General features: G+C 47.9%; 17 protein-coding genes. All 17 read right to left on the bottom strand.

Annotated elements, in window-relative coordinates; translation table 11 throughout:
* Nucleotides 1–166: 166 nt before the first annotated feature.
* The 17 genes from MHI48_RS28185 to MHI48_RS28265 all read right to left on the bottom strand — a co-directional run bounded on the left by MHI48_RS28185 (nucleotide 167) and on the right by MHI48_RS28265 (nucleotide 25572).
* Nucleotides 167–1459, bottom strand: a complete 1293-nt coding sequence (locus tag MHI48_RS28185) for an ABC transporter substrate-binding protein (RefSeq protein WP_405142405.1) — start codon at nucleotides 1457–1459, stop codon at nucleotides 167–169.
* Nucleotides 1438–3213: a sensor histidine kinase gene (locus MHI48_RS28190; protein WP_405142407.1), complete on the bottom strand. Its 1776-nt coding sequence runs from the start codon at nucleotides 3211–3213 to the stop codon at nucleotides 1438–1440. Before MHI48_RS28190 ends, MHI48_RS28185 begins: the two co-directional genes overlap by 22 nt.
* A 92-nt stretch (nucleotides 3214–3305) precedes the next feature.
* A complete protein-coding gene (locus tag MHI48_RS28195; protein ID WP_036667807.1) occupies nucleotides 3306–4955 on the bottom strand; it encodes an extracellular solute-binding protein in 1650 nt (549 codons plus the stop codon).
* 27 nt (nucleotides 4956–4982) lie between these two features.
* The gene (locus tag MHI48_RS28200) at nucleotides 4983–5852 is read right to left on the bottom strand and encodes a carbohydrate ABC transporter permease (RefSeq protein WP_036667808.1); all 870 of its coding nucleotides are present in this window, start codon (nucleotides 5850–5852) and stop codon (nucleotides 4983–4985) included.
* 15 nt (nucleotides 5853–5867) lie between these two features.
* The gene (locus MHI48_RS28205) at nucleotides 5868–6728 is read right to left on the bottom strand and encodes an ABC transporter permease subunit (RefSeq protein ID WP_235193717.1); all 861 of its coding nucleotides are present in this window, start codon (nucleotides 6726–6728) and stop codon (nucleotides 5868–5870) included.
* A gap of 332 nt (nucleotides 6729–7060) precedes the next feature.
* A complete protein-coding gene (locus MHI48_RS28210) occupies nucleotides 7061–8608 on the bottom strand; it encodes a response regulator (protein WP_338707212.1) in 1548 nt (515 codons plus the stop codon).
* A gap of 269 nt (nucleotides 8609–8877) precedes the next feature.
* Nucleotides 8878–9792: a class I SAM-dependent methyltransferase gene (locus MHI48_RS28215; protein WP_405142409.1), complete on the bottom strand. Its 915-nt coding sequence runs from the start codon at nucleotides 9790–9792 to the stop codon at nucleotides 8878–8880.
* 205 nt (nucleotides 9793–9997) lie between these two features.
* Nucleotides 9998–11221 carry an MFS transporter gene (locus MHI48_RS28220; RefSeq protein ID WP_405144748.1) on the bottom strand — a complete coding sequence of 408 codons (1224 nt, stop codon included), beginning with the start codon at nucleotides 11219–11221 and terminating at the stop codon, nucleotides 9998–10000.
* A gap of 192 nt (nucleotides 11222–11413) precedes the next feature.
* A complete protein-coding gene (locus tag MHI48_RS28225) occupies nucleotides 11414–13477 on the bottom strand; it encodes a molybdopterin-dependent oxidoreductase (protein ID WP_405142411.1) in 2064 nt (687 codons plus the stop codon).
* Between the two features lie 426 nt (nucleotides 13478–13903).
* A complete protein-coding gene (locus MHI48_RS28230) occupies nucleotides 13904–14755 on the bottom strand; it encodes a formate/nitrite transporter family protein (protein WP_315370521.1) in 852 nt (283 codons plus the stop codon).
* Between the two features lie 375 nt (nucleotides 14756–15130).
* The gene (locus MHI48_RS28235; protein ID WP_405142413.1) at nucleotides 15131–16492 is read right to left on the bottom strand and encodes an FAD-dependent oxidoreductase; all 1362 of its coding nucleotides are present in this window, start codon (nucleotides 16490–16492) and stop codon (nucleotides 15131–15133) included.
* 484 nt (nucleotides 16493–16976) lie between these two features.
* On the bottom strand, nucleotides 16977–17456 hold the full coding sequence (locus MHI48_RS28240; protein WP_036612747.1) for a glutathione peroxidase: 480 nt from the start codon (nucleotides 17454–17456) through the stop codon (nucleotides 16977–16979).
* A gap of 239 nt (nucleotides 17457–17695) precedes the next feature.
* A complete protein-coding gene (locus MHI48_RS28245; RefSeq protein WP_036612750.1) occupies nucleotides 17696–18580 on the bottom strand; it encodes an ABC transporter ATP-binding protein in 885 nt (294 codons plus the stop codon).
* A 488-nt stretch (nucleotides 18581–19068) separates the two neighbouring features.
* The gene (locus MHI48_RS28250; RefSeq protein WP_405142416.1) at nucleotides 19069–22275 is read right to left on the bottom strand and encodes a hypothetical protein; all 3207 of its coding nucleotides are present in this window, start codon (nucleotides 22273–22275) and stop codon (nucleotides 19069–19071) included.
* A complete protein-coding gene (locus MHI48_RS28255; protein WP_024632789.1) occupies nucleotides 22272–23531 on the bottom strand; it encodes a TRAFAC clade GTPase domain-containing protein in 1260 nt (419 codons plus the stop codon). Before MHI48_RS28255 ends, MHI48_RS28250 begins: the two co-directional genes overlap by 4 nt.
* Nucleotides 23532–23621: 90 nt before the next feature.
* The gene (locus MHI48_RS28260; protein ID WP_076209731.1) at nucleotides 23622–24269 is read right to left on the bottom strand and encodes a beta-mannanase; all 648 of its coding nucleotides are present in this window, start codon (nucleotides 24267–24269) and stop codon (nucleotides 23622–23624) included.
* Between the two features lie 19 nt (nucleotides 24270–24288).
* Nucleotides 24289–25572, bottom strand: a complete 1284-nt coding sequence (locus tag MHI48_RS28265) for a vWA domain-containing protein (RefSeq protein WP_405142418.1) — start codon at nucleotides 25570–25572, stop codon at nucleotides 24289–24291.
* Nucleotides 25573–25638 lie beyond the last annotated feature (66 nt).

The following is a 25638-nucleotide window of genomic DNA, read 5'->3' on the forward strand; positions in this document are numbered from 1 at the left end:
ATAGAATCTATCTAATCTACAGATAGGACAACTACCCATTTTCATTATACTAGAGGAAATATACACCATTCCATAACAAAAACCCTCACCCGAGTAGAATGAAGGTTGAGCTTGTGAACGACAACAGCCCCAAGTCCATTAAATACATATATGATCTAGTCCATTCTTATAACTTCCCACCCAGAATGGCGTTCGCCCGCTCACGGAAATCCTTCGCCGCCTGCTCAGGCGTAATTTTGCCAAACAGCAGCAGATCATACAACTCACGTAATACCGCAGTGACCTCTGGCGCACCTACAGGATCAGGCGAGTCCATTTGAGTGCTGTTATCCGCAACCCAATCGATATAATCAAACACCTGCGCCAGCTCCGGTTCAACCACCAGCTTCATCCGCTCTTTGACACTGGATGAGACGGGCACACCCCGCTCCCCTTTGAGCAGCAGATTGGCATCCAAATCATTCACAAAAAAGCTGATGAACTTGGCAGCTTCCTCCTTATGTCTGGAATTACCCGCCATGGAGAAAAACATGCCTGGCTTCAAGAACAATCCATCCTGGCTGTTTGGCCCAGGCATTGGGGAGATGGTTAAGGGTTTGCCATAACGCTGAGCGGTGCTGATAAATTGGTTGGAATACCCCCAGCTAAACAAAGCCTCTCCCAGATAAAACGGGTCGTTATCAGGCTGACCAATATCTGATGTCCAGATATCCGGTGCAAAAATAAGCTTCTTCTCTGCGAGCTGCTGCATCCTGCCAAAGTACTCAATAAACAGCCCATCATCCTCATATCCCAATCTCTTGCCATCCTCGGCGTATAGCTTGGAACCATACTGTCTCAAGTAATACGCGAAAAACTGTTCCGGCGTAAAATAGGTTCCCAGATAGATGCCTTTCCCGAGCAATTGCTCGCCCATCCGGTCAAAATCCGCCCATGTCCACGTATCCGTTGGCAATTCAATATCATTGGCCTTTAACACTTCCGGATCATAGATGCTGAGCATGGCGTTAACCCCCAAACTGAGACCATAGGTTTTTCCATTCAGGCTACCACTCTCCAGCTGTTCCTTCTCAATATCTGTCGCGTCAATCAGTCCGCTCTGCATGTACGGCGTCATATCCTCCAACAGTTGCAGCGAGCTGTACTGGGACAGATAGGAGATGTCCATCTGGATAATGTCGGGCAACGCATTGCCTGCTGCATGTGGGGCAAGTTTTCTCCAGTATTCGTTGAAACTGCTATATTCGTATTCAATGTTCACATGTGGATTCAACTTCTCATACAGGTCGATAACGGCAATCGTTGCATTGTTGCGGAACTCTCCACCCCACCAAGCGATTCGCAGCGTTATCGGCTCTTCTTCCACAATCATGCCTGGCCTTTGATCCAACTGGTTCACGCAGCCAGGAAGAGTCAGCATAAGGCAGAGCATGCCTATCATTCGCATCCATCTTCCCATAACTTCTCCTCCTTACCTGGTGATGGGGGTGGCAGCAGCACCGTTACTCTCGTTCCAAGCCCCGGCCTGCTCTCCAGCAGAACATCATATTCTTCGCCAAAAGCCAGACGTACCCGCTCCCTGATATTCAGTAGACCAATACCTGTGCCTCTGGTTTTCACTTCACCGCGCAGCACCTGTTCCACATATTCGGGTTCCATGCCGGGACCGTGATCCTCCACGATAAGAGCCAGCTTGCCAGCTGATATCTCGGCATACACTCGAATCAGACATGATCCAACCTGTGGTTCCAAACCGTATTGAATGGCATTCTCCAGTAGTGGCTGTAGGGTCAACTTGGGAATGGCACACTCCAGATAAGGAGCGGGCACATCCATACGGAAATCCAGCCGTTGCCGGAAACGGTAGGTCTGAATGGTGATGTAATGATTGACGATCTCCAGCTCTTCGGCAATGGTAATGATATTTTGTTTGAAGCTGATGGAGGAACGCAGCAAATATCCGAGTGATAACACCATACTGGATATTTGCTCCTGCCTGTTCTTTTTGGCGAGCCAATGGATCGAATCCAGCGCATTATACAGAAAGTGGGGATTGATCTGCGCCTGTAATGCCTTGAACTCTGTTTCCTTAATGACCAGTTGGCTTGCATAATTTTCTTTGATCAATGTATTAATATGTGTAATCATCAGTCGGTACGTACGTTGTAACAATCCCAGTTCATCCATGTGCTGGTGCGTTGGAATGGACAGATTGGCGTCTATGTTCTCCAGATCCCCATACTGCACTTCCTTCATCTGACTGATGAGCTGCCTAATCGGCCTTGTCAGACTGCGTGCGAACACCATACCAAGCGCGAGAACAACCAGAATGGCGATAAGATAAACGACGATCAGTATATTTTTCAACCATATAATACGCTCAAAAATTTCATCATAAGAGGCCATATTGTAGTAAACCCAGCCGGTGTATGCGGATTTCTTCTGGGAAAGAAATATCTCCCTCCCATCCAGATTCTTGATCTCATATCCCCCACTGCCTGGAAGTGGATTCAGTCCGGCGGACACCGCTTCTGGAAGCTGGCGATAAGGATACACCACATCACTGCCTGCTTTTAAAATAATGTCACTGTCCTGGCTATCGATGCCCGCATACTCCTCAACGAGTCGCTCGATATTAATACGCAGAAACAGTATGCCTACCGGTTCCAGAGTCATCGGTTCGTAGGCTCGCACCTGACGGACCATAACCAGCATCGGGTCATCGTCATCCGGGTATAACCAGCGCACTGCACCATTGGCCTGCTCCGCAGCCGCAATCATCCGATCATATTTTTCCTGGGATACGGTTAGTGTCTCGCCATATTTATTCACTCTTCCCCTGGAATCAATCAGATGAACGGACTGCACATATCGTGCAGCCCCACTGATATGCTCCCATAACCGATCCGTGATCTTTTTTCGTTCAATAAAACTTGAATATGCGCTATTGTCATCCAACAACGACTTCAAAGCTCTTTGAATCTGCGTATCGGAGATCATGTTTAATGATAACGCTTCCAACTTCTGAAGTTCAACATCCACTGTAGACGAAGAAAGGTTCAGAAGTCGGGACGACTTATCAAACAGCTGTTTGTCATACACCGAGTACGTATAGTACAAGGACCCAAACGCCAGGATGATGATAAACGCCATCATGAACATAATCATCAGAAACATTTTCATTTTGATGCTGAGTTTGCGGTAGGCTGTCATGACCAAAGCGCTCCTTTGAACCACGTGATACTACTAGGTATATCACATACAGAAAGGTTTCCCCAAAGTTTTAGCGCTCGATTTCTCACGTATTATTTGGACTGATATCGATCATACGCAGCCTGATGAACCTCAATCGCCCGGTCAATATCCATGCTCTTGATTGTTTCGGCCATCTTGTCAAATTCGGTGATCGGCTTCTGTCCGCTAATAATGGCAGTCATCGTCTCATTCAAATACGTATTCACCTGACTCATGATGGATGTACTTGTGGTCACCTCATCTGTTGACAAACGAATTGGAGGAAGCGTTAATGCTGAGCTTGCTTTCATCCATTCCGCATTTGCCGCACGCTGTCCATCGTCAAATAATAATGCATCCAGATAACGACTATCCTGATTGATTGGACCGTCCATAATGGATAAGGCATAGGAAGCCAGTGCCTGGTCATACGTTAGACCGTTCGGATTATCAATGATGGTATCTGTGAATTTGACACCTTCCCCGTCACGAACATAGCTGTCATTTTCGATACCAAAGTTGAACAGATCACTACCCTCTTCGCTATAGTTGTAGTCCATCCACTGAACAATATATTTCAATTTGTCTTCGTCTGCGGAAGCCGTAATAGCCTCACCATAAGACAACACTTTAGCGTCCAGATTAAATGTCGCATACGAAGTTCCATCCGGAGATACAGGCCATGGTACACCCGTCACGTTAAAGTTCGGATCCGTATCTCTCATCAGATTGAAGTATTTCCCCATGCCGCTGAACACACCACCCTGATATGCGCCTGCCAGATTGCTGGTGACCTTGTAATCGAAAGCTTTACCGTCATTGGTCATGATCTCGGGATCAATCAGCCCTTCTTTGTACCACTTGGCCATGGTCTCCAAGAAATCACGGTAGCCCGGCTGAATCGGTCCAAACTCCACCTTGTCTCCATTCATCTGGAAACCACCAATTACACCAAATGCCGCGGCAAAATCATGGAGCTTGGTCAGGTTACCCGGTCCCCAGTTTCCGGTGAATGGTAGCTCATCTGGCTTGCCGTTGCCGTTAGGGTCCTGTTCCTTAAATGCCTTAAGCACCGTATACCACTCATCAATGTTGGTAGGTACTTTGAGATTTAATTTATCAAGCCAGTCCTGGCGCATAATTAAACCTGAAGTGGCATTCAGCTTCAATGCATCCAGCTTCAGCAGCGGGAACATATAGATCGTTCCATCGTCGAGCGCAATCTGCTTTTTCACATCCGGATCGGATTCAATAATCCGCTTTAAGTTTGGTGCATAACTGTCGATCAATTCATTCAACCGGATGATCCGGCCGTCCTTGATCATTTTTTCCGGTCCGCCAACGGCATCCGCCCAGTTATAATAAATGACATCCGGTAGCTCTTTCGTGGAGATCAACAGATTGAATTGGTCACGCTGTTGTCCAAGCGGAGGATGTGTAAACTTCACTTTGATGCCTGTCAGCTTCTCCTTTTCCTTATAAGCCGCCATATCGCCAAAATTGTTCAAGGAAGCTGTCAGTTTGGCATCATTGGCGCGCCAATAGTCAATGGTAAATGGCTCACTTGTAATCGGTAGCGGAATCTCGGTCAACGCCTGAACCGCAGGTTCTGTTCCTTCTGCTGGCTCTGCGGTACCTGGTTCATTATCCCCCGTACAGCCCGCCAGTAAAGATATGGTAAGTAGCGATGACAACAGGATGGACCCCATTCTTTTTTTCACGTAATTCGCCTCCATAGATTACATTTTTTATTGTTTCACAGCACCGATTAGAGCGCCCTGAACAAAATAACGTTGGATGAACGGATATACCAGCATAATCGGCAGCGTGGAGATAATAATAGTCGCATATTTGATGTTCTCCCCAATGGCAAATCCGGTATCGGCGCCAGCGCCCATGGCCTCTGTACTGCTGCTGATCAGAATATCACGCATAATAATCTGGATCGGATACAACTCCTGACTGCGCAGGTAGAGCATCGGTCCGACATAATCATTCCAATGGTCAACCGCATAATACAGCATCATGACCGCCAGGATTGGCTTTGACAAAGGCAGTACAATTCGGAACAAAATCAGAAAGTCATTGGCGCCATCAAGCTTCGCCGATTCGATCAGACTGATCGGAATGCCCTCAAAGTTTGTTTTCATAATAAGGAAATAGAATGTGCTGATGGCACCCGGAATAATAAGCGCAAAACGGGTATCCACCATGCCCAGATTCTGAATCAGCAGAAAAGTCGGAATCATACCCCCACCGAAGAACATCGTGAACGTAATTAATTTCATCAGCGTTTTTCTGCCCATCAGATCACCGCGTGACAGCCCATATGCAGCCAGTGAAGTCATGAGCAGATTAATGGCGGTACCCACCACAACATAGAACAAGGTGTTCATATATCCCGTATAGATGCGAGTATCCTGAAATACCGACTTGTACGCTCCCAGCTGAAAACCTTCAGGAATGAGCATCAGTGAACGGGAACGCAACATCTGGTCCGGGTCGCTGATTGAAGAATTGAACACGTACAGCATCGGGTACAAGCATAAAACCATGATCACCAAGAGCAGCAGTGTATTAAATACATCAAAAAGTCGTTCCCCTATAGACTGTTTCATCGCTTCACCTTCCGATTACCATAGACTGGTTGAGTTAAGCTTTCTGCTGATCGCGTTTGCGATAATGAGCAGCGCGAAATTAATGACGCCGTTAAATAGTCCGATGGCGGTTGAATACGTATAGTTCCCCTCCAAAATACCGGATCGATAAACAAAGGTGGATATGACATCCGATGTCTCATAGGTCGGTGCCGTTTGCATCAGCAATATTTTCTGAAAATCCGCGTTCATGACTGCACCCATACGCAGAATTAACATGATTACTATCGTTGGCATGATGCCCGGCAGTGTAATATGTAACAGCTGTCTCCAGCGGCCTGCACCGTCAATTTTGGAAGCCTCATACAATTGAGGATCAATACCACTGAGCGCTGCCAAAAAGATAATCGAGGCCCAGCCTGCGCCCTGCCATATGTTGGACAGGATGTACATCGGACGGAACATATCTTTTTCCGCCAAAAACATAATTGGCTGCAGATCGAAAAAGTCACGAATGACGTTAAATAACCCACCGTCCAGAGATGAGAACGTTTTCAACATTCCAACCACAACGACAACCGAAATAAAATGTGGCATATAACTGATGGTCTGTACTGCACCTCTGAACCACTTCTTCCGGACTTCATTCAGCAGCAGTGCTAGTAGAATCGGAGCCGGGAAACCAAACACAATACTGTAAAAACTCAAAATCAGTGTGTTCTTAATCAGTCGCCAGAAATAATAACTTTCAAAAAACATGGTGAAATTGTCAAATCCGACCCATTCGCCTGCCAAGATTCCTTTGATCGGGTTGTAGGATTCCTGAAATGCCATCAGTAGCCCGTACATTGGCCCATAGCTGAAAATCAGATAGTAGGCTACCACAGGAACGAGCATCAGATAAACGTATCTGTTGCGGACAAGTTCCTTTTTCACCGAACTCCATTTGCCAGCTGGCTTCAAACGCCCAGGTTCAATCCCCCGGCTTCGATTCAGCTCCATCCACTCAACCTCCACTCTCGATGTTCATTCACTAACATGACACTTCTAATGATAGAAGCGAGCGCCTTTTCTTCCCATGCTCATTTCCGATAAATGGATGTTCAAAACCGAGTTCCGTCCGACAAAAAAAGACCCTGCTGCCGATGAATGGCGTACAGGGCCCGATCACAGATTAGATGTAGATCGGATATAAAGATTAGCTATGTAGAAGCGACAGCAACGCTGTCTTAGGGTACTTTTTTATACTCGGAGGGGGAGAAACCCGTGTATTTCTTGAACATTTTGCTGAAATACGGCCAGTTGGCACCAAAGCCTGTCTGTTCGGCAAGCGAGGATACAGTGCAGTTCCCGTCCTGCTCCAGAAGCTCCAACGCTTTACGGATGCGGTAGCTTAACACATAGTTCGTAAATTTCTCACCCGTTTCTTTTTTGAACATTTTGCCGATGTAGTCTGGATTCATGTATATTTCCCCAGCGATGGACTGGAGTGTTAATGTCTCGTCCTTGTAGCGTTTCTCTACCAACTGTTTCACACTGCCTACCATCTGCGATTGTCTGGAGCGATGTTGATCATAGCGGCGCAAGGTGATTTCTTGGGCGACGGCAAGCAGAAACTGTTGAAAAGAATGCAGGGTGCTGGATTCAATCATGCCTGGCAACTGGTCCATATACCTTTTCATCTCGGCAGAACCACTGAGTCGAATCATCTCCATAAACATCTGAATAAGATAGGACTTCGTTTGGGATATATCGTATCGCAAGCTGGCAAGCAGCTGAAACATCCGGTTCAGCTCTGATCCCACTTCCTGCCAGTGTCCCGCCTTGATTGCAGTAACCATCCGCTCCGGATCGTATTCGAATTCAGGAAGAATGCGTTCTCCGGGAGAGTAAATATCCCGTTCCATAATGAGACTGCCCTCACCGAGGTAAAAGCGGTAATTGAGATAAACCAGCGTCTGCATGTACAAATGGCGTGCCTGCGAGAGGTCTCCTGGCTCGCTTAGTGCTATCGTGAGATCATCATGATAATATCGGGTAAATGTGGCGCGAATCTCATCGATATTATGGAACAACTGCGTTTCAGACAACTTGTCCTCCATGATTAGTAGCACATGCCTTCCAACCGTGGCACTTAATATTGGATTGTGAAAAATATCTTCGGCAATGTTCTTCACCGCGAACAAGTGCAAATACTCATGATCCCCCTCAATCTCTACCAGTAGCAACCGCACACGCTGATCCTGAAACTGTACATCGAATAATTCCTCGAAATACTTCCATTCCTTGACCCCGTATGTTCTGTTCGTGACTAGCTCTTTCAGAAAATATTCCTTGGCATGCGGCAGTACACGCTCCAGATTATATTGGATCGACTGCACAAAACGCTCCTGATCGGTTAACTCTCGCTTCTCACTGACCAATTCACTGATAGCCTGTACAAGATGCTCCTCGCTGCAGGGCTTAAGCAAATAGTGCTTCACCCCATACTGCATGGCCGTTTTCGCATATTCGAACTCCGTAAAACCCGTGAGCATGATAAACGAGATATGCTGATACTTCTCTGCCACAGCTTCAACCAGCTGTAACCCATCCATTCCCGGCATGCGGATGTCCGAGATGATGATATCCGGGCGTTGCCGCTCAATTGAAGCAAGCGCTTCCAATCCATCTTGAGCAATGCCGATCAGTTCTGTTCCTAATCTGGACCAGTTCACCACACTGGAGATCCCGTCCGAGATCATAAATTCATCATCAACCAGCAAAACCTTGTACATCGTATGCATCCTCCTGCCTTTAACCAGTTCCATTCTATTATATGGGCATTATGCACAAATAGAGGGGAGGACATTGAATGACATGGAATTGCACCCTAACAAGTCTGATTGTTGAACATTTGTATCACGTGTGATGTTATTGGCTACAGAATCATGGTTTGTGCTGTTCCTTTGATCAAACCAAACAACCTTCACCCTGCCACAGGGTGAAGGTTTGCCGCTGCTATGCAAATGCGGGCTATATAGGTGACTTACATGCCCGGATCGATTTATTTTTTTACTGCGTGAATGAAATGTATCGTTTCAAATGCCCTTAGATGATCGATTCGATCCTGGAAAAACTGTTCCTGAATCGCCTCGGGAGTCAGATGCTCATAAATAAGTAGCCCAACTTCATCAAGCAAGGCCTCCATCTCCACATATGCATAGCCGGATTGCATCGGCTCACCACCCATTGCAGCCAATTTAACCATATTTTCAACCCGATTAAACATTCCTTTTTCCTCAAAAAGATGCTCATCTGCATAATCCAGAACTATAGAGCTTCCGGTTGGCAGGTTCGCAAACACATGACGAATCACGTTAAACAGATCATTCTGGGGCAAATAATACGAAACACCCAAGAGACTAGCCACCGTCTTCCGTTTCTTCAACCCTTCAAGAGTCAAGCTGTCATTCGAAAGCTTACGCGTAAAATCCATGGGTACAAAGTGAAGATTGTCCGGGATAGTCAGCTCGGCCTGATTCAGCCGCTCCTTTTTGAATTGCTGTGTAGCCGGATAATCCACTTCAATGATATCCAGCGTGTCCTCCAATTCCGGATGCCTCAAAGCAAACGTATCCATCCCGGCGCCAAGAATGACTACCTGCTTCAATCCCAACGCGACTTCATGCAAAAGTACATGCTCACAGTAAGCGTCCCGAGCCAGAGTTATTGGAGATAACTGTACCTGGGTAATCCATTTTAGAACCTTTTCCGGGTCGTCCTTGAGCTCGTGAGCCATATCCGGGTTGAAAAAATGAATGCCTCTAACCATGTTATTGCTGATATCTGAAAACTCTTGAGGAGAGATCAGCAATTTCGCCATAAAATCATCGAAAATGAGGGGTGTGTCATGTTGGCTGTGATAGGCTCGGCCAAAAGTCGAAATCAATGATGTGATACTGGATTCATTTTGCTTCATACTTATTCCTCCCGTACAAACAAAAATAAGATTCCCCTGGCCAGGAGAATCTTATTATATACGGAATATTTTTATATGTAAATTATAGCATAAATACATTTTTTTGTCAACCATAATTTACGGATGAACAGACAGTTTACAGTGGATTTACCGTCCACTTCAACTCGTTCTTCCTTCCGCATCCTATCCAACCCGATGAGATCTGTTAGGCGTCCATTCCATACTCCTTCACTTCACGATTACGGTTCAACACCGCATGCAACACAAAACCAAGTACCGCAATAGCTGCTGTGCCTGTTGCCAGCCACGCTACCGGAATAAGTCCCTGTTTGTCATACATGACCCCCATCGCATAGGGGCCGACAACCCGTCCAACCGCACCGATCCCACCCGATATCCCGATGTAAAAAGGCGCCGCCCTGCCCGCATGCTCCGAGATAAACGCAGGTGTTGCAGGGGAGATCAACATCTCTCCAAACGTGGCAAGTACCATTGCAAGCACCATGCCTGGATAGCTGTACATGGTAATCATCACAATGTAGGCCATGCCATAGAATACCGCACTCGCCGTCATCTGGGCAGTGGAGGTACGGGCCATGGTCCGTTTCACCCAGCTGGTAAAAGGTTGGCCCACAAAGATCAGCACCCCGTTCAGGGTCCAGAGCAGACCGTACACTCTTTTTTCCATACCCTCAGAGATGATATACGGGGAAACACCTGTGTTCCAGATGGAGTTGCCGAATAACAGGAAGAGTACGCCCAAGCTCATAAACAGATATAGTCGGGTATTACCCAGCAATGCCCAGACGCCCGGCCCATCGGGGACGGTTTTCCGTTTGGTCAGATGTACTTCCCCCTGATCCGGTTCAACCCGCGACAGATAATACCAGAAGAAAATTGCAAACCCGGCTGAGGTCACCCCGTTTAGAACAAAGCTGAGGTGATAGGAAAAGTCAGCCAGAAAACCACTCAGCGCCGTACCAATCGCCACCCCGATATTGTTCGCCACATAGATAATATTGAATAATTCACCGCGTCGCTCCGCAAACCGGAAGCCAATAAAGGCCTGAATCGCTGGCAGCGACAATGAACTGAACAGCCCAATCCAGCCCATAGCACATATAAATACGACCCAATACGCACTAATCCACGGTAGCGCAAACAAACCTAACGCATTAAGCGCCAGTGAACCAATGATCAGCTTCTTCACGCCCACCCGATGGTACAACGAACCACCAAGCAATTGTCCAAAGATGCCACCCAGGGACTGAATGAGGATCACAAAACCGGCGTTGGCCATCGTTCGTCCAAGCTCATCAAACACATACATGGTGGTCAGCGGCCACATCAATGCACTGCCGGTTGCGTTAACCAGACTTGCTAATAAAAATATTCTCACTTCTTTTGGATAGTTATCCAGCCATCTCATCATCGTTAATTCATTCTCCTTAGTACCTCTGCACAAACAAATGGCCATGAAAAATAGACCTTTGCCCTGACGGCATAACCATAACCCGCCAGAGCGAAGGTTTTATGAAGTGTTTCATCAATTGCTCTTTAATCCTGCTCAAATTCTAGCCTTTGTTCATCTTACCTCAAAAAAATTACGCCGCAAGCACACTCATTGACGCTTCACTTCAACAGTGGCCGAGAAGAAGGTAGCCCCGTTCCCCATGTCCGACAACCGATTGGACGTCAGTGAATTCGCCCGCTGCTTCTTCCCGTCACCATCCCACCATAAGCCTTGGCTAATCACTGTTCCCGGCAGCATGGCTTCACTTACTTTGGCGGTAAGTTCAATGCGCCCACGATCATTCCATACGACTACTGCATCGCCATCCTCCACATTTCTACGGATGGCATCCTCGGGGTGTATCTGCAATAAAGGCATCTTTTCCAAACGCTGATGTTTGGCTGAATTACCAAAGGTGGAGTTCAGGAAATTATGGTTTGGCGGCGACAGGAACATCAACGGATACGTATCGGCAGGTCCAGCCGGATGCTCCCCATCATATCCTTCAACCAGAGCACTATAGGTAGGGAGCGGCGGAAGCCCTCTCTGTTCCATCGTCTCGGAATACAATTCAATTTTGCCTGAAGGTGTGGGCAGCTGATCCAGATATGTAGCATGTGGCGTCATATCCAGCTTCACGAATCGATGTTCCTTCAGTCCTTCCAACGTGACCCCATTCATGTAGGGGTTGCCTGTGCCCTGAAGTGCGTCCTCAATCATCTGTTCCGGTGTTTCTCCGAAGATTGCAGGATCGTACCCCATAGCCTGCCCAAGCAGTGAGAACAGTTCCACATTGCTCTTGCTCTCCCCAATCGGTGCAATCACAGGCTCTTGCAGATGAACGTACTGATGCCAATAAGAGGTGTACAGGTCCGTCGCTTCAAATGAAGATGTGGCTGGCAATACGATATCTGCATACTTCGCTGTATCCGTCATGAACAGATCATGCACAACCGTGAACAGATCTTCCCGTGCAAAACCTCGCTCCACCCGCTCGGTATCCGGTGCCACCACCAGCGGATTGCTGCAGTAAACCATCATAGCCCGGATTGGCTGCTCTGCTTCCAGCAACGCTTCACCAATCCGGTTCATGTTCACCACCCGCGGCTCCGGATTCTGCCGCAGCTCCGGACGTTCGAGTGCGTCGCTATTTGTGCTCGCGTAGCTGTTGGTGCGAACGGCACCGCCGCCTTGCTTCAGCCACTGCCCTGTAATGGCAGGCAGACATGCAACGCTACGCACGTTCATCCCCCCATTATCATGGTGCTGGAGGCCATTGCCGATGTGAATATGAGCTGCTTGTGCGTTGCCGTATAGCTCGGCCAGCTCCACAATGGTTTCCTCCGGCACGCCCGTAATGCGTGCCACACGTTCAGGGTTGTAACTACGGACATGATCACGTAGTGCCTCATGACCTATCGTATACTTTTGCATAAACGCTTCATCCGTTAGTCCCCGTTCAAACAGCACATGCATTAATCCTAGCGCCAGTGCACTGTCCGTGCCCGGATACAGCGGAATAAACCAGTCGCCCCACTGGGCCGTGCGATTGCGATGAACGTCGATGACGACGATCTTGGCGCCTTTTTTGCGGGCTTTCTCCGCCAAAACGACCTGGTGCATATTTGTACTGACGATATTGCCGCCCCACACCAGGATGAGATCGGCATGCTCCGTATCTTCTGGCACCGTTCCCCGGTTGGCGCCCATCGTGTATTTCCAGCCGGTATTTCCAGCGGAGTTACAGATCGTCTGCTCCAGTACACTCGCACCAAGCGCATTGAAGAAACGTCGGTCCATGCCGTCTACGCCGAGAATGCCCATGTTACCGTAAAAGCTGTAGGGCAGGATGCTCTCCGGGCCGTAGGTTTCGGACAATGCAGTGAATTTGGTCGTAATCTCACGAATCGCTTCATCCCAACTGATTCGTTCAAACTGGCCTTCACCTTTGGCTCCTACACGTTTCATCGGATATTGTAGACGCTCGGGGTGATACACCCGCTCGGTCATATTTCTGACTTTATTACAGATGGCACCCTTGGTTATCGGATGATCCGGATTGCCTGCCACCTTCACAATTTTACCGTTCTCTTTATGTAATAACAGACCACAAGTGTCCGGACAGTCGAGCGGGCACACCGCCGCAAATACACCATTCTCCTGATCGATCATCGTAAGGCTCCCCTCTTTAAAAGCTATCCCTATATCATATCTTCTTCGAGGTTATCGCGTAAAGAGAACAGTATGTTTTTGCTTCATATTCACCGCTATAGCGGCTTCAAAATATTTTCAAAAAAAATGTTTTTGAGTTTGATTCAACTTCAGAATTCAGGGGTAAATTAAAAATAAGGCATTAGGCTAGTGTTTCCCCACTTCCTCCTCATGCCATATCATGGACCACTCCCGAAATTCGCCATGAACAGGTTTCGTTCCCCCGAACCTTGTCATGGCGAATTTATTTTGCGTTGAATTCCAACAAGGACCCCATACAAAAAAACAATCCCGCCCTGTTCCGTCACAGCATATTCGCCATGAACCGAGCAAGATCAGAATCGTCTTCACTTCTAATACACGTGTATCCATACCTCGCTGTGCCCACTATGCTTGTTTGCTCAACATCACTCTAGCCTCCGTCTCCACAGCTTCGATCGACGTTGCTATCTCCGGCTTCACTTTTGGCTCAGCTTGGCGCAGGTACACCACCCAATAGGCTGCAGCTACAAACAGAGCACCACCAGTCAGATTCCCGAGCCATACCGGAATGAAATTCATCACATATTGACCCCACGAATAATGTCCTTCAAAGATTGCCGCCGGGATGAGGAACATATTGGCCACAACGTGCTGGAATCCAATTGCCACAAATGCCATCGTTGGAAACCAAATGCCCAGTACCTTGCCACTCATCGTATCCGAAGCATAAGATAACCACACGGCCAGCGCGACCAGCCAGTTACAGCCGATGCCAGAGATGAAAGCTTGCAGGAAGCCGTCATGCAGCTTATGCCCGGCCATATCCACCACTTTCGCCAGATATACACCCTCTCCGGTCAGACCAAGCACATGTCCAAACGCGTACGCGACAAACAAAGCTCCAACAAAATTACCAATCGTCACTAAGGTTAGATTTTTCAACATGCTACCCACGGATAATTTTCTTGCAATCGTAGCAAGTGGAACTGCCATCATGTTACCTGTCAGCAGCTCTCCACCACCGATGAGTACCAAGATTAATCCAACCGGGAACACTGCTGCTCCAATCAGATTGACCAGACTTCCCCACTCAGCTGGCGCAGAAGCAATCACCCGAATATCCAGTAGAAACCCCAGCGCAATAAAAGCCCCTGCCAGAAAACTAAGCACCAGTACAGAAGACACCGGATATTGAGCCTTCTTCATTCCTGTTTGCGCCGTATATTGTGCAACCTCAAGAGGTGTTTTTGCTGCCATATCATTCATCCTCTCCTTCATTGTTCATCGTTGGATAAAACCATCTGAATTCCTTTGTTTATGCGTTGAATACCATATCTCAATTGTATCTTGGTACTGCGCAAAACTTTGTGCAAATTATCACAATGTTATTTAAAAAGATACTTTCAGAGCGTCTTTGAATAGTTAAGTCAGCAAGAGTGTAGTAAGGCCTTTTGTAGCTAAAACAACAAAAAAGAAGACTGACGATATACTCGCCAGTCTTCTCTTTCCTTTATAATCGTCCGCCTTGTTTCGTAATCTTGGCAGTTATCGTACACCTCTTATTTACGGATAAGCATGTTATATTTGTATGGCGTTTATCATGCCCTCTGTTCAACCATCTATTCTGCTTCCTTACACCATTGCTGGTGCTTTTATTTCTATTGGAGGCAGTGCTTGCAGACCCGCCGTGTTCAGGAAGTTCCACGGTTTGTTGTAATGTGGCTGGAAGAAGAAGTCGATGAAGGCCAGCTCATCTACGGTCATGTTATTTTGGATGCAAACCGAGATCGTATTAATCGATTGAGTCAGATCAACCTGAGACATCACCTGTGCTCCAACGATCCGACGAGTAGCCTGCTCATATACTACTTTGAGCAACAGTTTCTCAGCCGTTGGCATAAACTCCGGACGGTAGCTGTCTTCCAGTACGACAGATTCAACAATCAAACCTTCGTCAGCAGCAGACGTTTCCGTCATCCCGGTACCCGCGATATTTTGCTCATAAATTTTGATACCCGATGTTCCTTGTGTACCCATATACGGTGTCGTAGGACGAACCAGGTTACGGGCTACAAGTGTACCCATCCGCACCGCGTTGGTTGCCAGTGGAATGTAAGATGCTTTGCCTGTTGGGTTGTAATGAATAGCACAGCTGTCACCCGCAGCAAAGACGTCTTTTTGACTCGTTTGCATATATTTATCCACGATGATTGCGCCGTTTGGCAGCATATCCACTTGGCCTTTGAGCAGTTCGGTATTTGGACGGAAACCAATGCACAGAATAACCAGATCGGTTTCGAACTCTCCTTTGGACGTGATCACCTTAGTTACTTTGCCATCTTCACCAGTAAACTTCTGTACCGTTTGACCAAGAGCCAGCTTGATGCCGCGTCCAGTCAACGTATCTTCAATCGCATCCGTGAATTCAGGGTCCAAGTATTTGTTCAAAATACGGTCCACACTGTCGATCAGGGTAACTTCCTTGCCGTTCATCTGGAAAGCCTCAACCAGTTCTACGCCGATATATCCTGCACCTACAACGGTAACACGTTTGGCATCTTTGGCTTTTTCAATAATCGTGTTGGAATGATTGTAGTTTTTGCAAAGTAAAATGTTGTCCATCTCGATGCCTTCAAGCTTCGGAACGACAGGCCATGACCCCGTTGTCACGATCAGTTTGTCAAACGTATCTTCAAATTCTTCCCCGGTTTGCAGGTTTTTAGCCTGAAGGGTATGGCCCTTGGCATCTACTGCTGTTACTTCATGAAGCATCTTGGTTTCAACACCAAGCTCTGCCAGTTGATTAGGCGAAGAATAGAACAAACCGTCAGGGTCTTTCACAACCCCACCTACGTAGAGCGCAATGCCACAAGATAGGAAGGAGATATTGTCATTGCGCTCATACACCGTGATGGTAGCATCCGGGTACAATTTGGCGGTATTTACGATGGCTGCGGTTCCTGCGTGTGTACATCCGATAACTGCGATTTTCATTAAAAGTTCCTCCTCGAAATATATAAATGAGTTTGAATATAAGGTTGTTATGGTTGTGAAACATTTCACTTCTTGTTCGAAACTGTGTATGTGATTTATTTCACTTTATACATTCATTATAATGTGATATTTTTCACATTGCAATAGGTTGAGCAAAAAAAATTTGTCGAAGGAGGTCATTTCCCTGTATTTAAGCCTTTCTTCCCTTCATTGTATTGATTTCATTGTCCCCGGATTTGGGCGGGTTTATGCTATGTAATGGCTTCCGTGATCCCTGTATGAACGCAGTGTGGACGTATAAAGTAGAGGCGTCTCCTGCCTTCATGTTTGACTTATACAAAGAATAAATGGCTTCAATTTTCATTACAGAGTTGATTTCATGGATCCAACTCCTACCTGTGAAGAGAATAAATCTGCGTATATAAAATAATCAAAGAAGCCCATCCTTGCTTATGCAAGGACAGGCTTCTCAAACGTTCTTGTATTAACCGAGCAATTTCTCGATATCTGCAATCATTGTCTCCGGAGATTCTTTCGGTTCAACACGACCTACCACTTCACCTTCACGGTTAACAAGGAACTTGGTGAAGTTCCATTGGATGTCGCTTGTTTCGCCTATGCCTGGTTGTTGCTCCTTCAGGTATTGGAACAGGGGATGAGTGCCCTCACCATTCACATCTACCTTGGCAAACACCGGGAAATTCACACCATAGTTAATCTGGCAAAATGATTCCGCTTCCTCACTTGTACCTGGCTCCTGCCCTCCAAACTGGTTACAAGGGAAACCCAGTACAACCAAGCCTTGATCACGATAACGATCATAAAGCTTTTGCAATTCACCGTATTGCGGGGTCAGCCCACACTTGCTGGCTGTATTGGCAATGACCAATACCTTACCTTGATACAGATCCAGTGAGACTTCTTGGTTCGCGGTGGTTACCGCCTGATATGAATATACGGACATGACTGATTCCTCCCATGACATATGTTGGTTTGGGCTGTTGCGAGCATGTTGGCATAACCAATGAACTCACAGCCTGTCTTATTATTATAGACCTGATCCGATGCGATTACCAAATCCAGGGTCTACCCGTCCCCTTTGCTCCCATGCATTGCAAATCCCCCATGAATGCAAAAGAGCCGCGTGCGATAGCGCACAGCGGCTTCATTCTATAATGTAAGGACCACATATGGTCCATTTCGTTAACTTCCTGTCGCTTGAACACGTGGTTCTGCCCGTCCTCCAGCATGAACCATCGCACTGTTCATGACCAGCTGCTCTGGCGTCTTCGATTGCTGGCGTTCGCCTGCAAGAGCGTAAGGCAAGCAGAGCGGTACACCGGAACGCGGATCAATCACGATATCTGCTTCAATGTTGAATACTTCACGAAGTACATCTGAGTTCATAACTTCCACAGGTGAACCATGAGCGATGGCTTTACCTTTTTTGATACCAATCATGTGATGTGCGTAGCGGGAAGCATGATTCAAGTCATGCACAACCATAACAATGGTACGGTTGGCTGTCGCATTCAGTTGCTCCAGTAATTGCAATACTTCGAGCTGGTGAGCCATATCCAGGAATGTAGTCGGCTCGTCCAGGAAAAGGATATCTGTTTCTTGTGCAAGTGCCATGGCAATCCAGGCACGTTGACGCTGTCCACCGGACAGTTGATCAATCGGACGATCATGGAATTCAGTCATGGCTGTCACTTCGATAGCCCATTCAATCATACGTTTGTCTTCCGCACGCATGGAGCCAAATCCTTTTTGATAAGGAAAGCGACCATACGATACCAATTCAGTAACGGTAAGACCTTCAGGGGCTGTTGGATTCTGTGGCAAAATCGCAAGTTGCTTGGCAACTTCACGCGTGGACTGTTTATGGATGGACTTCCCGTCGAGCAATACATTACCTGCTTTTGGAGCCATAATACGTGCCATCGTTTTCAGGATGGTTGACTTCCCTGAACCATTGGCTCCAACAAGTGCTGTAATTTTTCCTTGGGGAATCTGAATATTCAGATCCTCTACAATTAGTCTTTCCTCATAAGCGATATCCAGCTTGGTCGTCTCCAGACGAAACATGCGATCATCCCTCTCTCATTTATCCCGGTTATGTAATCCGGCTATGACAACAAAAACGAAATTGTAATTCTGTGATTTCCGACGCAAATATCTTCTACACTAAAGATACTGATAATCATTATCATTTGTCAACATAAAAAACCAAATTTTCTTCTCTTTTCGTGCTTTATTTGGTCTTTCTGTAGCAGAAATCCTGCTCTTTTCCCAAGTACACATGAGATCTTTTCTCATTCATTCCGCGCACTTTATCACTTCTGACTGTCTTTCAAACTCTTGAATCGCAAATTTTGTGTCTGAATTGTGAATGTGCGAGTTTTTTTAATGTGTTTGCTATATCCGCCATATCAAATAAAAAAAAGATGACCTTGAAATCTAAAGTTCAAGGTCATCTCACATACGCTCGTTTAATAAGGTATGAAGTCAGCTTTTTTCATTATTGGATCAAAAGACACTTAATGAATCTATGCAACATGCTCATATAAAATAACTTACAGCTTCGGCTGAGGCATCAATTGGATCACCGTCATACTGCCCTGCGTACTCTTCACACTGACAATGCTGTCGGCATCCATATTAGCTGGAAGATCGATCTGCAATCCATACGGATAGAGACGATCTACCTCTCCAATAGACATCTGTGCAGGAGTGTTCGCATCCTGTTCATTGGATACAGATGTGTCAGGCGATGTGGAACCAGTAGCTTGATCGGCATCCGTACCTTGATCCGTGTCTCCACTCCCAGCATTAGACGGTGCATTCGTCCCTGTATCCGTTGTTGTATCAGTAGCAGGATCTGAAGTGGAATCACCCGATGTTGAAGGATCGGCCTGCTGATCGCCATCCTCCGTCTGCTCTATGTTTCCCGCTGAAGAACCATCCGTGCTTCCTTCGGAAGTACTTCCTGAACCACCATCGGAAGGAACTTGGTTATCTGGCTCCTCATTCCGATTAAAGCTCTCCCACTTACCTGTAGCATCCAACTCCTGAGTGCTATCATCCTTCAGCGTCAATTGAAGTTTGCCTTGCTCAAACTCAGTGCTTCCCGTATCATTCCTGAAACGGATCACCAGTTGAGCCTGTGATTGCGTACCCTCCTGGTCACTCGCAGGAATCATATAAGCAATCTGCTCCGCGAGCTGTACCTCAGGTTCAGCCGGTATGACAGGCTCCTGGGTAGATGGAGGGGATGCCGCTGGCGGCTCTACAGAATCTTTCATCCATGCATATGTACCGCCAGCAATACCAAGAACCAGGATCAAGAGGATTAATCCAAACAGATTTTTCCTTTTACCCGTTAGCATCCGCACCAGTGGAGAGGACAATTCCGTCTTCGCACGGTCATAGACCGGCTTCATTGTCTTGCTGGCTCTCACGTAATACGGTTTGAAAGCTGACTTCGACTTGAAAGCTTCACGGTCATGGGCTTTGAAATACGCCACGATGGCATCCGCATATCCTTTATGCGCATTGGAACCCCGGACAAACATCCGATGATCTCCTGACCATTCGAAGAATGGATACAGCCCTTCAGCACGACTTGCATTGGTGCGGATGAATTCAATCAGGCCAGGATAATCCAGTCGGTTACTGCCGCTTCCTCCCCGATAAAAAGCCATCGGCAAAGCTTCATATGCCGCAATCCCCGGATGAGCCTGCAGCTCTCCTCCAAGCCAGCGACGCGTCCAGCGTTGAAGTTCATTGCGTTCTGCCAGGGAAAGTGCCTCCAATGCCTCTTCTTCATTCCCCTCGCCACTAAGCCACACTCTCGCAGCCAGCATCATGTTCGTTCGAGCAGATACATCAGAACCCTGACGTGCCGCCCAATCCCGAACCTCATTGCCATGCTGCAAAATATCAATGCTTAATAGCTGTTCACGGTTAACCCGTTCCAGATCCAGATCCTGAATCATAAACAGGTTAATGACATAAGCAAGCTTGTCTGCAAGGCGGGTTAACTCCTCCTGATATGCCGGATCTTGACTGGCAGACGGAGATCCCCCTTTGTGATTAGGACGGGATGTAGCTTCAGATTGACCAATTCGTGCCGTAATGCCTGTATCATAGGTGACATCAGCGGATACCCGATCCAGTATGTTAACACGCTGGAGGGCTTCATTCGCAGACTGTACCGGATTAGGCGCAGAACATAACCGTTCACGCAGCTCATTGGCTGTCCGCTCCTGCAAGAAGCTGTAGTGGATCGCAGATGGATGGGACGTAACCCATCTTCGGATCACTTCCACAACGTTCGCTGCCGATTCCGTGCGTTTCAGCTGATTGTCCAGATAAGGCTCGAACAACAGCTTAGTGAGCGATTCATTGGCCAGCACTTTATCAAAGAAAGCCCGATTCAGCTGCGGATCCCGATCCAGCACAGCATACAATTCCTGCACAGCACGCATACGCTTCTGGGCGCGGGCATTATTCACACCGTAGATAAAATAGTCCACTATCCGGGATTGCACCACGGGCGCGGCAACACTGAAATATTCGCCAATGCGAGCTGCGACGTCTTCTTCGGGTACGTTCTCACGCTTCACGCTGTCCAGTTCCCTGCTGAGCAAGGTCAGGAACAGCTCGTTCAGACGGGAACGTTGCTGTAATCCACCATCCGGCTTCAAATAGGTCAGCAAGCCACTCAGGACATGACTTTTGTTATCCAGATACAGGTCTTCCATGCCTTGTTCAAGACCGTAGAACACCGCAAGTTCGCCATAGGCTTCAATGGAAAGTTCCCGCCCAGGTTCCATGCCGGACAACATTTCATCCGCAAACGTATAGAACGCATCCGCCGCCGCAGGTTCCTGCAATAAGGCCCAAGCGAACTCTGCATAAGGTAACTTCGCCACAGATGCATCCGCATGTGTCACTCTGCCTGATACGAGATCAAAGGTGAAATCCTTCTCCGTATTCCGGTCTTTCGGACGTAACGTTCCTCGCTCAACAAACTGGACGTGGATGCCCTTCTTGGCCTGTGGCTCCTTGGCAAACGTCATGAATCCCAGCTGCCGCCGGAATGCGTATGGTAAAGCCGTGTACAGCAAACGTAACAATCCTTTGGCCCCTGCGGTCACTTCCTCTGCGGGAAGGTCCAGAGCAATGTATACTTTTCTGCGTGTCGCTACAGACTGCATTACCGCATAGAGCAGGCGCTTGAACAGCACTTCGTTCATCTTCAAGGTGCTCAGCACTTGGGTGGGTGATCCTACGCCAGCATCGGTCACCCCACCCTGTCCGCTCCTAGGTGATATAGGCAATTCAGCAAGTGCTGGCAGAACTGTACCTTGTTCGATGTCATAGGACGTGGCGAACACGGCATCCAGCCAGCCGCCTTGTTTCATCTGCTCTTCCGAGCGTTCGGGAGACAAGACGTAATTATGTGCAAAAAAGGCACTGCGCAGCCCGGTGAAATCCGCAGACTGGTACACATTTTGCCCAAGGATTGTCTCCCCACTCTCCAGATGAAGCAGGTGAATGGCAGCCGGAAACTTCGTCTCGTCCTTCTCGCTACGGCCTGCTAGCTCCGCTGGAGCATCATAGACACAGTAGGGGTGAAGCACTTTTTTAATAAAAGAAGGGTCCAGTCCCGGCGATGCCGCAACCGTATCAAACCCCTCTGTTGTGCGAAACACCCCGCGCCGCTCCCGGGTATACAGCTGTTGTTCAATGGGCGGGGTTACGGAAGAACGCATCATCCCACTCTCCCCTCAATGTACTTCAGCTTGTACAGGAGCCACAGGAAAGGTTCATCCACGCGGATCGGGCTAACCACACCCTGCAATTTCATATCCACCGGATTGCTACCCAGCGCAGAGACTGCGAAATAGGCTGTATCCTTGAAGTACACATCCATCGTGCCCTTGAATGGGCGATCCACCTTCTCTATAAAACGCCGGATCTCCCCGTCGATATTCTCGAACTCGGTTAAGTCGAACCAATCGCGGTGCACCATGTTGCGGAAGACATTGCTGTTGGATTTGATATAATCCCCCTCTTCATCCTTGAGGGAATGCAGCATGTCGCTTTTGGTGAGCACAACAGCCGTTGGAATATTGGTCTTGGCTTTGTCCTGGTACGCGATAAAATCTCCAAACATCGTCAGCACCACATCTCGCGGTTCATCGTATCGTGGTGTCCACTCTCCTGGCTCGTTGCCCAGGTTAATGCGGATTTTGTCCCGAATCGAACGAATTTGAAGCGGGTCCACCATAAACAGGATACCTGCCGAGTTCTTGATGTGCTGCCCATGAAGTCCGAGATAGTCCTGCTCCACCATACCTTCACCCGCAACGTCAAAGAACACCAGTGTCAGCGGCGCTTTATCTTCGTCCTTGAACACAAACTGGAAGATAAACGGCTCCTGCAACTTTTCCTTCTGCGTGGAATCCAGCAGGTCGCCCCGTTCGAACAACGGTTCTTCATAATCCGCGCGGAACCGGCGGCTGATCTCCGCATTCAATGGCATGCAAGCCGCGTCAAAATGATCGGCCGTATAATGCTGCAATGTATGAATTAATGAAGTCATGTAGACGGATTTCCCCACCTGGGATGCACCAATAATGGAAATGATATTGCTCGGTGCTTTACCTGCCGTAACAGGCAGCTCGTTATGACATTGCGGACACAACCGGCGACGTGTAACGACACCATACCGATCGTTCAGCCCCATCACGATGTTATCGGAATAAATACGATGTTCCTCCGGTACATCATGCGGAGCCAATACGGCCTCCATATCAAATACCGTGTCGAGTCCGAACCTTTCGCGATACCGATTCAACTTCGCATCTTCCCCGAGTGCGTAGTCCTCGTCATCATCGCGGTGATGTGCGGCGCGGAACACCACCTCTTCCGGTGAAAACTTGCTGAAACAATAAGGGCATACAATATCGTAAAACAGCGGACGTTCCTCCGGCTGTTGTCTCTTCAAAAACCGACTAAAAAAGCTCATAGCCACTCCCCTCCCCTGATCAGTCAGACTAAGGTGATATACACTTGCACTACGATGACAGAGTAACCTTCCAATCGCTAGTCCAACTATCTAGTCTGATATAAGCCGATAGGCGGCTCCATATTTTGGTCCGTCCGTGAAGAATAATCGTACATAATCATCCTTGGCAACTTCAACGGGCGGCATCTCATTTCTTCCGGGAGCAAAATCACTCACAAAAGGATACACCGTACCATCTTCCTTATTCAGCGGAACCCCGCCCTGTTTGCGAACATAACAGAGTGCTTCCTTCGGAACAGGTACTTCCGCTGTGACGGTGATCAATACACTTTTTCGTTTCTGAAAAAAACCGCTCTTGTAGCGAATGGAAAAGCGGATATCCGCCTTCCCTGCGCTTGCAATCACCATGTTGTCCTCGTCTCGTTGACGGATTAGTACAGGTCCCTCTTCCTCCATCTGACACACATACACGGTGTACTTGATGGCACCAAAACCTGTGATCCGATCCGTGTAACCATTGCTCGCCTTATATTCCTCTCTCGTGTACAGCTTCAGCTTGCCCTGTGCAGGCTCTTCCCCGGTACGATCATCGCTCATCATATCCAGCTCCAGCCGTTCCACATACACAGCTTCTACCCGTTCCGGCCAGAGCCAGCGAAGTGTACAACGCCCTTCGTCCACCGCAAGTGTCAGTTTTCGAATCAAGGGTGTCGAAGGGTCTGCATCCGTAAACCGCATTTCCATTGACCTCCCGACGTTAGAATCCTTTGCTGCGTGTATCTCTTGGTCTCTGACCGAATCCTTCAGCTGAAGAAGTTCCGCCACCAGCTTCACGACGACCCCTGCTCTTCCGCGGCGTGTTCTCCTTAATCGGAACAATCCAGGAGAAGAGGGTCAATACGCCAGACAAAATGAGCATCGCACCAAGACGTACGAATGTATCCCCCACGTTCGAACCGTCGAGTCCCCACTCCAGCAGAAGCCCTGCCAGTAGACCCGACACCGCACCGCCTATACCAAAGCTGAGCGCGAGATGACGGTTATCAAACACGAGTCCGAGTGACACACCCAGCGCCACGCCAATCAGTAACACTGCTGCTACACGGAAAATCGCCAGATAAACGCTGTGCTCCATCATGCCTGTACGCTCCGTTACCAGCGTCCGTTCATCAATCGTATCGTAGATCTGCTGGAATGCCAGATTCAGACCACCGGAATCTGGTACATCATAGTACATGCCGCCCGTTTGCTGAGCAATATTACGTAGCAGATCCGTACCTGATGGGTCCACCAGGCTTAGTCCGACTGTATTAATAGAGATCTGTTCGTTGTTATATTGGGACAAAATATCGGTCGTGTCCGCTTCACTGAAGCCATCGGATAACAAGATGACAACGGTACCGCGTTTCGGGTCCTGTTTGCCCTGAATCTGCTCCATGCCTTCCCGCAGCACGGCATCAAAATTGGTGCCGCCCGAAGTTGTGACAATGCCATCGATTTTGCTATAAACCTCATTCTTGGCCGCTTCACTATCCAGCGCAATAAACGGCTGTAACAACTGCGGTTGGTCATCAAACGTAATGACAGCTACCTGTTTGTCACTCTCCATCTGGCTGATTAGTGTCTTGGCTGCTTCAAAACGTCCGTTATCCGGATCTGTCTCGCTCATGCTGCCCGAGTTATCGATCATCAGTACGATGTCCTTCACTTGCTTCACACCGCCCGGATTGATCTGATACAACAATTGCAGGGCGAGTCCAACAACAAATAACAGAGCCAGTGTTGCCGGAACAAGCAATTTCCACGACAGTCCCAGATACCGGAGCTTCCATGAAGCGCCATTCAGCTTGGGTGAGATCATCTCTGCGATCAAACAGAACAATCCAACGCTCAGCGCCAGTACGCCAAAGTATAATCCCATCAGCAACAGACGTGGCATCTCCCCAAGCCATTGACGCAGCATGATTTCTCCTGCCGCAAAGCCCACTGCCCCGCCAATCAGGCTGAACAGGATCAGGAGAAGATTGATTTTTCGCTGCATGTCTACATGCATCCTTTCCATACCAGCCGTAAACAGGCTGAGTTAATACAAGATTGGTGCTGGGTG

Source organism: Paenibacillus sp. FSL H7-0942, from assembly GCF_045040715.1.
Classification (GTDB): Bacteria; Bacillota; Bacilli; order Paenibacillales; family Paenibacillaceae; genus Paenibacillus; species Paenibacillus amylolyticus.

Bases quoted from the DNA above. Each gene is read 5' to 3' on its own strand.
- MHI48_RS28185 (WP_405142405.1), bottom strand. From the start codon at position 1,459: ATGGGAAGATGGATGCGAATGATAGGCATGCTCTGCCTTATGCTGACT.
- MHI48_RS28190 (WP_405142407.1), bottom strand. From the start codon at position 3,213: ATGACAGCCTACCGCAAACTCAGCATCAAAATGAAAATGTTTCTGATG.
- MHI48_RS28200 (WP_036667808.1), bottom strand. From the start codon at position 5,852: ATGAAACAGTCTATAGGGGAACGACTTTTTGATGTATTTAATACACTG.
- MHI48_RS28205 (WP_235193717.1), bottom strand. From the start codon at position 6,728: ATGCTCGTTCCTGTGGTAGCCTACTATCTGATTTTCAGCTATGGGCCA.
- MHI48_RS28210 (WP_338707212.1), bottom strand. From the start codon at position 8,608: ATGTACAAGGTTTTGCTGGTTGATGATGAATTTATGATCTCGGACGGG.
- MHI48_RS28215 (WP_405142409.1), bottom strand. From the start codon at position 9,792: ATGAAGCAAAATGAATCCAGTATCACATCATTGATTTCGACTTTTGGC.
- MHI48_RS28220 (WP_405144748.1), bottom strand. From the start codon at position 11,221: ATGAGATGGCTGGATAACTATCCAAAAGAAGTGAGAATATTTTTATTA.
- MHI48_RS28225 (WP_405142411.1), bottom strand. From the start codon at position 13,477: ATGATCGATCAGGAGAATGGTGTATTTGCGGCGGTGTGCCCGCTCGAC.
- MHI48_RS28230 (WP_315370521.1), bottom strand. From the start codon at position 14,755: ATGGCAGCAAAAACACCTCTTGAGGTTGCACAATATACGGCGCAAACA.
- MHI48_RS28235 (WP_405142413.1), bottom strand. From the start codon at position 16,492: ATGAAAATCGCAGTTATCGGATGTACACACGCAGGAACCGCAGCCATC.
- MHI48_RS28240 (WP_036612747.1), bottom strand. From the start codon at position 17,456: ATGTCCGTATATTCATATCAGGCGGTAACCACCGCGAACCAAGAAGTC.
- MHI48_RS28245 (WP_036612750.1), bottom strand. From the start codon at position 18,580: ATGTTTCGTCTGGAGACGACCAAGCTGGATATCGCTTATGAGGAAAGA.
- MHI48_RS28250 (WP_405142416.1), bottom strand. From the start codon at position 22,275: ATGATGCGTTCTTCCGTAACCCCGCCCATTGAACAACAGCTGTATACC.
- MHI48_RS28255 (WP_024632789.1), bottom strand. From the start codon at position 23,531: ATGAGCTTTTTTAGTCGGTTTTTGAAGAGACAACAGCCGGAGGAACGT.
- MHI48_RS28260 (WP_076209731.1), bottom strand. From the start codon at position 24,269: ATGCGGTTTACGGATGCAGACCCTTCGACACCCTTGATTCGAAAACTG.
- MHI48_RS28265 (WP_405142418.1), bottom strand. From the start codon at position 25,572: ATGCAGCGAAAAATCAATCTTCTCCTGATCCTGTTCAGCCTGATTGGC.